The 12,977-nt window shown below is 35.5% G+C and carries 10 protein-coding genes and 1 other annotated feature; of the genes, 4 read left to right on the plus strand and 6 right to left on the minus strand.

Annotated features, from left to right (window positions below; translation table 11 throughout):
• The first annotated feature begins 86 nt into the window (after positions 1–86).
• A complete protein-coding gene (locus NKR20_RS12295; protein WP_253426957.1) occupies positions 87–689 on the plus strand; it encodes a TetR/AcrR family transcriptional regulator in 603 nt (200 codons plus the stop codon).
• Between the two features lie 118 nt (positions 690–807).
• Positions 808–1,215: a nucleoside-diphosphate sugar epimerase gene (locus tag NKR20_RS12300; protein WP_253426958.1), complete on the plus strand. Its 408-nt coding sequence runs from the start codon at positions 808–810 to the stop codon at positions 1,213–1,215.
• A gap of 22 nt (positions 1,216–1,237) precedes the next feature.
• Here NKR20_RS12300 and NKR20_RS12305 read toward each other — a convergent pair whose 3' ends face one another.
• From NKR20_RS12305 to NKR20_RS12330, 6 genes are all read right to left on the minus strand, one after another.
• Positions 1,238–2,167 carry a ketopantoate reductase family protein gene (locus NKR20_RS12305; protein ID WP_121212744.1) on the minus strand — a complete coding sequence of 310 codons (930 nt, stop codon included), beginning with the start codon at positions 2,165–2,167 and terminating at the stop codon, positions 1,238–1,240.
• Between the two features lie 111 nt (positions 2,168–2,278).
• Positions 2,279–4,549: a S9 family peptidase gene (locus NKR20_RS12310; protein ID WP_121212743.1), complete on the minus strand. Its 2,271-nt coding sequence runs from the start codon at positions 4,547–4,549 to the stop codon at positions 2,279–2,281.
• A 121-nt stretch (positions 4,550–4,670) separates the two neighbouring features.
• Positions 4,671–7,076: a phenylalanine--tRNA ligase subunit beta gene (pheT, locus tag NKR20_RS12315; RefSeq protein ID WP_121212742.1), complete on the minus strand. Its 2,406-nt coding sequence runs from the start codon at positions 7,074–7,076 to the stop codon at positions 4,671–4,673.
• 11 nt (positions 7,077–7,087) lie between these two features.
• On the minus strand, positions 7,088–8,125 hold the full coding sequence (gene pheS, locus NKR20_RS12320; protein ID WP_121212741.1) for a phenylalanine--tRNA ligase subunit alpha: 1,038 nt from the start codon (positions 8,123–8,125) through the stop codon (positions 7,088–7,090).
• Positions 8,126–8,221: 96 nt separating this feature from the next.
• Positions 8,222–8,447: a binding site (T-box leader), on the minus strand.
• A 59-nt stretch (positions 8,448–8,506) separates the two neighbouring features.
• On the minus strand, positions 8,507–9,271 hold the full coding sequence (locus NKR20_RS12325) for a TrmH family RNA methyltransferase (RefSeq protein WP_121212740.1): 765 nt from the start codon (positions 9,269–9,271) through the stop codon (positions 8,507–8,509).
• Positions 9,272–9,343: 72 nt separating this feature from the next.
• Positions 9,344–10,447 carry a cysteine desulfurase family protein gene (locus NKR20_RS12330; protein ID WP_253426959.1) on the minus strand — a complete coding sequence of 368 codons (1,104 nt, stop codon included), beginning with the start codon at positions 10,445–10,447 and terminating at the stop codon, positions 9,344–9,346.
• A gap of 140 nt (positions 10,448–10,587) precedes the next feature.
• On the opposite strand from NKR20_RS12330, the gene nadB reads away from it, so the two are divergent.
• Together nadB and nadC are read left to right on the plus strand one after the other, a co-directional pair.
• On the plus strand, positions 10,588–12,174 hold the full coding sequence (gene nadB / locus NKR20_RS12335) for an L-aspartate oxidase (protein ID WP_253426960.1): 1,587 nt from the start codon (positions 10,588–10,590) through the stop codon (positions 12,172–12,174).
• Positions 12,131–12,976: a carboxylating nicotinate-nucleotide diphosphorylase gene (gene nadC / locus NKR20_RS12340; protein ID WP_253426961.1), complete on the plus strand. Its 846-nt coding sequence runs from the start codon at positions 12,131–12,133 to the stop codon at positions 12,974–12,976. Before nadB ends, nadC begins: the two co-directional genes overlap by 44 nt.
• Position 12,977 lies beyond the last annotated feature (1 nt).

Consider the following 12,977-nt stretch of genomic DNA (forward strand, 5'->3'; position numbering starts at 1 on the left):
AGAGAAAAGTTAAATAATTAGTAGAATATTTGATATAGTATTAGTAAAAATATAAGATTTTAAAATTTATTATAGGTGGTTATTCTATGGTTTCACATTCGAAAAATACTTCTCCAAGAGCAGATGCACAAAAAAATCGTATTAAGATTAAACAATCTGCAATTACTATTTTTAAAAATAAAGGTCTTGAGGCAACAATTGAGGAAATTGCAGATCACGCAAATGTTGGGGTAGGGACAATTTACCGAAACTTTGGTAGTAAACAAGAATTAGCAAATCTAATTTCATATGAGGTTTTAAATGAAATATATAAAAAGCAAATCGAAGTGATTGAATCTGATTTTCCTATTGAAGAAAAACTATATAAAATTTTTGATACTTTCATCTACTTATCTACTGAATATGGTGAAATCCATCAAATGGTACTACAACTTCTTACATCGACTATTGAACCCAATCCATTAAAAGAAGATTGGCAACAAAAATTACATAGTCTTTATCATAGATTAGTAGCACTTGGTCAAAAAGAGGGCATTTTCTCAAAAGAAAATACTTTAATACAGGAAAAAATACTTATTAATACCGTAAATCCTATGATGGTAAAAGAAGTTTCAGCAATACTACCGATTGAGGAAGCAGCGGTTACACTTTCCAAATTTGTTCTAAATGGTCTCATTATCAGAAAATAACAATCTATTATTTTTAAATAATATCAGCATTTCAAATACATGCAAAAAAATTTTAAATAAATGGTTTTTTTTTCAGAACAATAACAGGAATCGAAAAAACTATTCGGAAGGATAATTTATGCTACGACTTAGTTGGCTCATAAGTATAGGAATCTCGTTACTTGGATTTTTGATCGTTGGAAATTTATTTAATGCAAATGATGGGGATTTTGGATTCATAGGTATTATTTTTGTTATTCCATTTCTTTTATTAAGTATGTTTATTACGTTTCGCTATTTCTATGTATTGTCCAATAATGCGACAATGCTTTCAAATATTATTGGATTAGTTGCCGGTGTCATTATCATCGGAATTTTATCTTATTATGAAATAGATTTTAAGAATAATGTACTTAATAGTAATGAAAATAACTATAGCATTTATATTAATTTTTATACTTTTGCACTCATTCACTCTATTTCTGCAGTCATTGGTGGTGTATGGGGGTTGTTTTCGAATTCAAAAGAAAAAGAACATACGACTTAAAGTCTATGTTCTTTTTCTTTTATTAGTTTAATCTTCCATTTTCATAAGGCTTTAAAATACCATAGATTGTTTGAATTACAGGAATTTCCACCCCATGTTTTGCTGCAATTCTCAATGCCCCGCCTTGTAAGTGCTCAACTTCAAGCGGTAACCCTTTTCTCATATCTTGGTGCATCGATGAAGTTGCTTCAGGATGCATAATTTTAATATTATTGGCCATTGATTCGATTTCTTTTTCAGTCAATGAAATTCCTTCTTTTTCTGCAAGCATACTCATTTCATAGACGATGTTTTGTGCAACTGCTAATGTCGCTTCATTTTCTGCAATATATCCAGATGTTAATTGTGTTGCTGATGTAATACCAGAGAAAGACGTAATAAAAATATATTTTTTCCACATATGCTTTAAAATATCTTTTTCCTGTAAAATTTTTGTTTTCACATTACGGCCAACTTCTGCTAGTTTTTCACAAATCTCAATTTGAGCTTCATGAAGTGCCCCGAATCGAACAACACTACTATTATTTGAATGTACAACATGTCCTTTTTCATTTAATGTAGCAATAATGCCTGCAAAACCGCCAATTACCTTTTCCTTACCAACTGCTTTTTGTAGTAAATCTAATTGTTCTACACCGTTTAACAATGGTAATACAAATGCACCTGTTCGTTCTACAATCGTTTGAATTTGTGGAATTGCTTGTTGTAAATGGTAGCCCTTTATTGCCAAAATAATTAAATCGATATTTTCTACACTCTCAGGAGTAGTATAAATCTTAAAATCTTGACTTGTGAAATCCCCCTCAGGACTATTTATTACAAGCCCTTCTTTTTCTAATTGTGCCGCGCGTCGTTCTCTTACAAAATAAGAAACATTATATCCTGCTTCGAGTATTCTTCCACCAAAATAAACACCTAGGGCACCAGCACCCTGAACTAATATATTCATCATGATAACCTCCTAATCTACTTAACTCTATGTTATCATGAATATTCAGAAGATTGTTGGTTTTTGTTAGTGTAAAAAGGGACGCCCTTAATGGACATCCCTTCTTACATGAAATTATTTTAAATATTTATCAAAGAAATCCACCATTGCATTGTAAAACTCAATACGGTTTTCCTCGTTCATGAATCCGTGTCCTTCATTGTCTTTTAACATGTATTCTACATCTACACCACGTGAACGTAATGCTTCAACGATTTGATCTGACTCTTGTTTATTTACACGAGGGTCATTTGCACCTTGCGCTACGAATAATGGTGTTTTAATTTTGTCAGCATGGAATACTGGCGATACTTTTGTTAATAATTCTTTATCTTCTTCTGGGTGCCCTACACGCTCATAGAACTGTTGACGCATTGTTTCCCAATATGGTGGAATTGTATCCAGTAGTGTAAAGATGTTTGAAACCCCAACATAGTCTACTGCAGCAGCATAAAGGTCTGGGGTAAATGTAATTCCGGCTAATGTTGCATACCCACCAAAGGAAGCTCCATAAATACCGATTTTCTCTGGATCTGCAATTCCTTGGTCAATAGCCCATTGTACACCATCTGTAATATCGTCTTGAATTGCTAAGCCCCATTGTTTATTTCCAGCCTCTAAAAATGCTCGTCCATATCCAGTAGAAGAGCGGAAGTTCACTTGTAATACAGCATAACCACGATTTGCTAACAATTGCACTTCTGGGTTAAAGCCCCACATATCTCTTGCCCAAGGACCACCATGAGGAATAACAATCAACGGAAGATTTTCTGCCACTTTATTTTTAGGTAATGTTAAATAGCCATTAATTGTTAAACCATCCCGAGCTTTATATGAAATAGATTGCATCTCAGCCATTTCATTAGGGTCTAACCATGAACCTAATGTTGCTAGCTCAGTTAGATTATCTGTAGTTGAATCATAGTAATAATATTTTCCATAAACTTTATCACTTGAAACAGATACGATGAATTTCGTCATATCCTTGTTGTAATCATTAATACCAAATTCACTTTCACTAACACCTAGTTTGTTTTGAATGTTCTTAAATACCTTTTCAAAATCGTTATCGAAAAACTCATAATGCACTTTATCTGTCATATAAGTAGCAAATAAGATTTTATCTTTTGATGTGCTGTAAATTGCATTACTAATGTCCACATTTGAGTTTGTGAAAAGGATTTCCTCATTCCCTTGTAAATCATATTGAACTAATTCAATTTTGTCTCGACCTTTATTGGATAACATATAGACCGATTGATTATCTTGAGAGAAAGCAATTGGTGAAACTGTATCTCCAGATTCAATTGTAATGAATGGTTTAAATTCATCTTTTTCTGAGTCACGGTAAAGAACAGCCCCGGCTACACCATCTGTAGCAACAGCCATACGAACTTGTCCATTACTGTCAGATATCCATGATTGAACATTCCCTGGATTCTTAGCAACTAGTTTTGTTTCACCAGTTTTAACATTTAATTTATAAACATCGAAAACAGTAGCGTCTTCTTTGTTCATCATAATTAAAATTTCATCTTTAGCATCTTTTAATATATCAATTGGATAGGCAACAACATTTTCATATGGAGTTAAATCTTTCTCTTCTCCACCATTAAACGTAGTTGTGTAGATATGATAGTTTTCATCGCCACCATTATCTTTTAAATATAAAATAGTATCTTCTTTCCAAATGAAACCAGCAATATCACGATCTGTTAAATTCGTCACACGTTCTGGTTCTGAATCACTATTCATTTCTTTGACAAAAATATTTAGTCGATTTTCCCAAGCTGCAGCATAAGAAATATAGTTACCATCTGGAGATAATTGATATCCTAAATTACCTGGATTTTTCATGAAATCTTCTACAGAGTATTGTTGTACACCAGTATTATCAACATCTTTATTTTCTACTTTTTCGAAATTACTGAAAATTAATTCGAGCTCGCTATCTGTAACCGTTATACGATTATTCGGCACACCTTCAAAAAGCCCTAATTTATCAGCAGTAGATTTATAACTTTGACCTTCTTTTTCCACGTTTAATTTATTGACTAACACATTGGCAATTTGCTCTTGGGTAATCACACCATCAATATTTTGCCAATCGGCACCTTTAAGCAAAGCATTTAGCACTTCTTTTCGCATAAAGTCAGAACCATGCTGATAACTTAGTTTAGTAACAGCTTGTTCGAGAAATGCCTTAGTGGTAACCCATGAATTTTGATTTGTTGTAACTGTAGCAATCTCTTTATCTATCGGATTTGTAGAAGTGGTAGCAACTGCTGAAAATGGTAATGTAAAGAGTGATGCTACTATAACTGAAGATATTACTTTTTTCTTCATACTATTCCTCCTTTTCTAATTCTACTTACGAACTGAACTGGGAATAGTTTCATATTCACCTAAATTTTTCTGAAATATTTTAAAAAATCCACGTCCCAATTTAGGAACGTGGATACTTTTACTAGCGTACTTCTGCTCCAGCTTCTACAAGAGCTTTTAATACTTTTTCATGTGCGTTGACAACTTCATCATCTGTTAATGTGCGTTCAGGATCGAAGTATGTTAATGAGAATGCAACTGATTTTTTACCAGGAGCCATTTTCTCACCTTCATAAACGTCGAACACTTTCACATCTTTCAATAGTTTCGTACCAGCTTTGCGAATAATTTCAATAATTTCTCCTGCTGGTGTTGAGCGATCAAGTTCTAATGCAATATCACGCGTCATAGCAGGGAAACGTGGTACAGCTGTATAAACAAGATCTTCAACTGTTGCAGTTAAAATTGCTTTTAAGTTCAATTCCGCAACAAATGTATCTTTAAGATCTAAATTTTTACGCTCAACTGGATGTAACCCTCCAATAATACCAACCTTTTCTCCATCTAAGAAAATATCTGCTGTTTGACCTGGATGTAAACCATCGACAGTTGATTTTACATAAGAAATTCGATCTGCTAATCCTAATTTTTCAAATAATCCTTCTAAAATTCCCTTTACAATGAAGAAATCTGCGTTAACTTTTTCACCTTGCCATGCGTTGTCTACCCATTTTCCAGTAACAACTACAGCAACATGCTCCTCTTCATAAGGAAGTCCTTCATCTGTTTTGCCTAAGAATACAGAACCAATTTCATAAAGTGCTACAGATTCAGCATTACGAGCAACGTTATAACTTGCTGATTCTAATAAATGAGGAATTAAGCTTTGACGTAAAGTTGAACGTTCTTCACTCATTGGCATTAATAATTTTGTTGTTTCTTCTGCTTTTAAAGCATATTTTTGTGATAGCTCTTCAGATGTTAAAGAGTAAGTCACCGCTTGGTATAAACCAGCACCCTCTAAGAAATTACGAGCAACACGACGTTTCGCTTGGTAAGATGTTAATCCACCAACTTGATCATTGCCTTCTGGTAATGTCATTGGAATTTCATCGTATCCGTAAAGGCGTGCAATTTCTTCAACGATATCTTCTTCAATTTTAATATCTTGACGGCGAGTTGGCGCATCGATGATTAGTAAACCATTTGCCGCTTCCACATCGAACTGTAAACGTTTTAAAATTGATAACATATCTTCTAGAGAAATTTTCATACCAAGACGTGCATTGATGAAGTCAGGTGAAACAACTACACGAGTTGGCGTTTTATCTAACTCATCCACTAACACTGTTCCTTCTAAAACTTCTCCACCTGCTAGTTCTGCGAGTAATTGAGCTGCACGTTCAGCTGCTAAAATAACTCGGTTTGGATCTACACCTTTTTCGAAACGAGCCGATGCATCAGAACGTAAACCAATTTCCTTTGATGTACGACGAACAGAGAAGCCATCAAAATAAGCAGATTCGATGACAACAGTTGTTGTATTTTCTGTTACCTCAGAATTTGCACCACCCATAACACCTGCAATGGCAACTGGTTCTACTCCATTTGTAATAACAAGGTTATGTGCTTTTAACGTACGTTCTTGATCATCTAAAGTAACAATTTTTTCTCCTTCATTTGCAAGACGAACGACAATTTCTTTCGTTTTTAATGCATCATAATCGAAGGCATGTAGTGGTTGACCATATTCCATTAAAATATAGTTTGTAATATCAACGACGTTATTGTGTGGACGAACACCTGCAGCCATTAGGTAATGTTGTAACCAAAGTGGTGATTGTTCGATTTTAACGTTTTTCACAACTTTTGCTGCATATAATGGATTTTCTTTTGCTTCCACACGTAATTTTAAATAATCTTCTGCTTTTTCATAAGTTGTTTCATATTTCACTTCAGGTAATTTCACTTCACGAGATAAAATGGCAGCTACTTCATATGCCACACCTAACATTGAAAGTGCATCCGAACGGTTTGGTGTTAAGCCAAGCTCTAATACTATATCACGTAAACCAACAAGCTCTAATGCATCACTACCTGGAACTGCATCTTCAGGTAACACGTAAATTCCATCCGCATAAGCTTTTGGAACAACACGACCTTCAACACCTAATTCTTGTAACGAACAAATCATTCCGTTTGATTCTTGACCGCGCATTTTTGCTTTTTTAATTTTGATCCCACCTGGAAGACGAGCACCTGGTAAAGCAACGATTACTTTTTGACCTGCTGCAACGTTTGGTGCACCACAAATGATTTGTCGTACATCCCCTTCGCCTACTTCAACTTGGCATACGTTTAATTTATCTGCATCGGGGTGTTTTTCCTTTGAAACAACATAACCAACTACAACATTCGTCATGCCTTGTGAACGATCAATTACTGCATCTACTTCGATTCCAGAGCGTGTAATTTTTTCAGCTAATTCTTCGGCTGTTAAACCATCTATATCTACATATTGTTTTAACCAATTTAAAGATACTAACATTTTTGGCCCTCCTACTCTTCTGTACGGTGGAATTGTGATAAGAAACGAATGTCATTTGTGTAGAAATGACGAATATCATCCACCCCATATTTCAACATCGCAATACGTTCTGCACCAATACCGAAAGCAAAGCCAGATAATTTTTTCGAATCATAGCCAGCCATTTCTAGAACGTTTGGATGTACCATACCAGCTCCTAAAATCTCAATCCAGCCAGTTTGTTTACATACGTTACAACCTTTACCACCACATTTATGACAAGAAACGTCCACTTCTACAGATGGCTCTGTGAATGGGAAGAAACTTGGACGAAGACGAATTTCACGCTCTTCACCAAACATTCTTTTTGCCAGTGCATCAAGTGTACCTTTTAAATCACTCATACGAATGTTTTCACCAATTACTAACCCTTCAATTTGCATAAATTGGTGTGAGTGAGTAGCATCATCATTGTCACGACGGAATACTTTCCCTGGACAAATAATGCGAATAGGCTCACCTTTTTTAGCTTCCATTGTACGAGCTTGAACAGGTGAAGTATGTGTACGTAAAAGTGTTTCTTCAGTAATGTAGAAAGTATCTTGCATATCACGTGCAGGGTGACCTTTTGGCAAGTTCAATGCTTCAAAGTTATAATAGTCTTTTTCCACTTCAGGACCTTCAGCAATTTCATATCCCATAGAAAGGAATAAATCTTCAATTTCCTCAATAACACGAGTTAATGGATGACGGTTACCTGTACGAATTTTTCGACCTGGTAATGTTACGTCAATTGATTCCTTTTCAAGTTGTTCTTGAATTGCTTGTTCTTCTAAAACTGCAATACGAGCTTCAAGTTGGTTTGTTACGTTTTCACGAACTGTGTTTACTAAAGCCCCCATTTTTGGACGTTCTTCAGGAGATAATTTCCCCATTCCTTTTAATAAATCCGTAATTGGACCTTTTTTTCCTAAGTACGCAACACGAACGTCATTTAATTCTTTTAAATTTGAAGCAGCTTCGATTTTCGCTAGTGCTTCTTGTTCTAATTGCTTAAGTTGTTGTTCCACTTTTATTCCTCCTTAGAGAATTCTTTTTACGATTGAGCTATTTGCGTTTGGGTAGGAAATACTTTTTCCATATAAATAAAAAAACCCCGCCCCTAAAAAAGGGACGAGGATTATATCGCGGTACCACCCTAGTTATTGCAAAAAAGCAATCACTTCATTAACATAACGACTAACTTAGCCGGCCTTCCTTTCACAAGTTGATCCCGGAAGCTGCTCGCGGGGTGAACTTCAATTTTGGTTACATACATAAGCTTGCAGTCTATGGCTTATGCTCCCTACATGCAACATTAAAATTTACTCTTCCCGCTCATAACGCATTTTTATTATGAATTTCTAAATCCTTCATTATTTTACGTCAACTCTCAGTATTTTTCAACTAATTTACGAACGCACAAGTTGATATAAAAGTATTCCTGTTGCGACAGCCACATTTAATGACTCAGCCTGCCCTAAAATTGGAATGATAACATTTTGATCGGTTTGGCTTAATAATTGGGGATGAATGCCACTACCTTCATTGCCAACAATTAATGCAAAGCCATCTGTTTTTTTAATTTCAGTATATTCAATCGCATCCTGAAGTGCTGTACCATACACTTTTACACCATTATGTTGTAAGTCTTCAATCCAATCTTCTAACTCACCACGTACAACAGGAATGTGGAAATGAGAACCTTGACTTGAACGTAACGTTTTTGGATTATAAGCATCTGCACAGCCTTTTCCAAGAATTACTGCATCGATTCCAGCAGCATCTGCTGTACGAATCATCGTTCCAATATTGCCTGGGTCTTGTACAGCATCAACAAGCAATAATTTACGCCATTTCAATTGATCTTCACGAGAAATTTCTTTCTGTTTACAATGAGCAAACACACCTTGTGATGTTTCTGTTTCCGCAATCTCCTTTGCAACAGTTGGCGTCACTTCCACCATCATTACATTATCGATATCCCATAATAATGGTAAATCGACACCTTCACGAACAATGATTTGGATAATTTGGTCTTTATTTTTTAACGCTTCTTCTACTAAATGAAATCCTTCTACAAGAAATTCACCTGTTTTTTCACGTTCTTTCCGAGTTGTCACTAGCTTTTTCCAATGTTTTACTAATGAATTTTGAGTTGATTCGATTCGTTTCATATGAACTTTATTTACCGCCTTTTCACTTCATTCTTGCCTAATTTTACATGAAAAGTGGAAGCATGTAAAAATTTATATCGTAGCTAGTCGATTTAATTGAGTGCCTAACAATTCGATATGTTGTTCAGTTGTACCCTCCCCAAAGGAAACACGGAAAAATTGTCGTGCCTTCGATAAAGTATGCCCCATCGCTAAAATCGCTTTCGTACCAGATGCACTATTAATATCACATGCACTTCCAGTGGAAATACAAATATTTTCTTCATTTAAACTTAACATGACGTATTGACCTTCAAGCCCTGGAATGCAAAGTCCACAAATGCTAGGAAATTGCTTCTCTTCCTGCGATTCAATCCACTCGATAGGTGAATCACTAATGAATTCTTTCAACCGTTTTCGTAATTGCCAATGCTTTTCTAGATGATACTTATACTGTTCCACAGCAGTAGCCATCGCAATGATTGCAGGGGTATCCACCGTACCACCACGAATTCCTTTTTCATGGGTTACCCCTGGAAAAACGTGAACGATTCTTCTACGGGGATTCAAATAAATTGCACCGCACCCTTTTGGTCCACCAATTTTATGGGCTGATACAGTAATGCTATCCACTTTTTGTGAGAACTGTGTGATATCTAGCTTGCAAAATGATTGAACACAATCAACATGATATGGAATTCCATGTTCACTAGCGATATTTGCAATTTCTTCTACAGGTTGAATCGATCCAATTTCAGAATTTACATGTTGTATGGAAATTAACACCGTATCTTCCCGAATGGCGCCTTTTAGTTCATCTAAATTGATTACTCCATCACTTGTTAATGAAAGTTTCGTAACTTCAAACCCTTCCCGTTCCAATGTATTCATCGCTGCATGGACACTCGTATGTTCGGCAGCAGAAGTGATAACATGTCTTCCCTTTCCTGCCCTAGCAAGGGAAAGAATAGCGATAATGTTACCTTCAGTTCCACTTCCTGTAAAAATAATTCCATCACGATTAACACCCATTTTGTTTGCTACAATTGCTCGCGCTTCCTCTAACAAAAAATGAGCTTTCCCTCCAGCATCATGCAAACTGGATGTATTTCCATAAACTTCTTTCGCTATTTGACTATACGCATCTATTGCAGCTTCTGTCATAGGACTTGTTGCCGCGTAATCTAAATAAATCATTGTGATTATCCCTCATTTTCAATCAATAATCTTCAGCTAAATCTAAAATTTTTATAAGTTTAGTAGTAAAATCAATGCTTGTTTTCTACTTCATTTTATGTAAATATAGGTGTCAAGACAACTGTAAAGAAGGGGACTATATGAAAATCGATACGGATATCGTCATTATTGGAAGTGGTATTGCCGCATTACAAGCAGCTCGTGTCTTATCACAAAAATTTGACGTTCATATCGTCACAAAGGCAAATATAACAAATGGTAGTTCTTATAAAGCCCAAGGTGGTATTGCCGCTGTTACAAGTACTGATGACAATACTTCTTTGCACATTCAAGATACATTAGATGCTGGTGAACACCACCATTCCTATGAAAATGTTGAAGCTCTAGTTGAAAAAGGTCAAGATGCGATTACACATCTTATCCATGACCAATTTCCTATTGATCGAAAAGAGGATGGCACTATTTCATTAGGTCTTGAAGGTGCGCATAGTAAACCACGAATTATTCACTCAGGTGGCGATGCAACCGGTAAAGCATTGGTCGATCATTTAATTGAAAAACTTCCAAAGAACGTTCGTATTCATGAGTATGAACTTGCCTATGAACTATTATTAAACACTATTGGCGAATGTATTGGAGTTAAAACGAAAAATGAATCCGCTGAGAATGTATATTTTGCATCTTATGTCATTTTAGCTACTGGCGGTGCAGGTGCCATTTATTCTTGTACATCTAATTGTTCAGATAGTTATGGGGATGGAATAGCTCTAGCCTTTTTAGCAGGTGCAAAAATAGCAGATATGGAATTTATTCAATTCCACCCTAGTCTACTTTATATCGATGGCAAATCAAAGGGGCTTGTTTCAGAAGCAGTGCGCGGTGCTGGAGGTTATTTCGTAGATGAGAATGGCCGAAAAATTATGGAAGGTGTTCATCCTTTAGGTGATTTAGCACCAAGACATATTACAGCTTACGAAACGTATAAAGAACGAGCAAAAGGTAATGAAGTATACATCGACATATCACAAATTCGCGATTTTGCAAAAAAGTTCCCGACCATTACAAAATTATGTGAAGAAAACGGAATTTCAATCAATGATAATCGTATTCCTGTTGCACCTGGTAGCCACTTTTTAATGGGTGGTGTTGTAGCAGATCGCTTTGGACATACAAGTATTCCAAGACTATTAGCAGTTGGTGAAGTAGCATGTACTGGTGTTCATGGTGCAAATCGATTAGCAAGCAACTCCTTATTAGAAGGAATCACTTTCGGAAAATTAATGGCCGAAAACCTTTTGAAATATGGAAAGAAGCAAAAAAATTTCCAACAGTTTCAAGCAAGGAAAACTACAAACTATATAGAACTTTTACCAACTCATAAAGTTCAAAATGAAATGTTAGCACATGTAGGTATTTTACGAGATACAGAAGGTTTAAATAGATTAATTAATCTACTACCATCTTTTGAAGAGTATTTTTCAATTAATCTAAGTAGTTTATCCCGAGAAAAAATTGAACGACTCTTTATGCATATTAGTGCATCTCTAGTAGCGACCGCTGCTTTAACACGAAATGAATCCCGTGGAGCCCATATTCGAAAAGAATATCCAAATAAAGTAGACAATTGGCAGAATAAATGGGTCGTGTTTGAAAATGGAAAATTAAATGTGAAGGATGAGCTATATGAACAAAATCAAATTGCAATCGATGTTAAAGCAGTTTTTTAACGAAGATATTGGTGATGGAGATTTATCAAGTGAATTATTATTCTCACCTACAGAACAGGGATCCTTCACATTTTATGCAAAAGAAGAAGGTATTTTCTGTGGAGCCGAAATTATAGAAAATGGTTTTACTTTACTAGATTCATCATTAAAAACTACCATTCTAAAACAAGATGGTGAGAAATTAAATAAAGGTGATGAAATAGCAATTATTGAAGGGAACTTACGTAGTTTACTGACTGGTGAACGTGTCGTACTTAATTTAATCCAAAGAATGAGTGGAATTGCAACAAATGCTGCTAATGCTGTTTTATTAACAGAAGGAACAAACGCAAAAATTTGTGACACTCGTAAAACAATTCCTGGTCTTCGCATGCTTGATAAGTACGCAGTTCGATCTGGTGGTGCTTTCAATCATCGCAGTGGCCTATATGATTGCATAATGTTAAAAGATAACCATATTTCCTTTGCTGGTAGCATTACAAATGCAGTTAAAACTGCCAAAGCAAAAATTGGACATACCGTGAAAATAGAAGTAGAAATTGAAACGAAAGAACAACTATTAGAAGCCATTGAAGCCGGAGCAGATATTATTATGTTTGATAATCGCTCCCCTGAACAAATTGCTGAATGGTTGCCTCTCGTTCCATCCCATATTACAACGGAAGCGTCTGGTGGTATTACATTAGAGAACTTACGCAGTTATGCAGAGTCTGGTATTGAATGGATTTCTTTAGGAGCACTTACCCACTCCGTTAAAGCCTTAGATATTAGTGCATTAGTTAAATTGAAGGGGGCATTGTAAA

Source organism: Ureibacillus endophyticus (assembly GCF_024159215.1).
GTDB classification, from domain to species: Bacteria; Bacillota; Bacilli; order Bacillales_A; family Planococcaceae; genus Ureibacillus; species Ureibacillus endophyticus.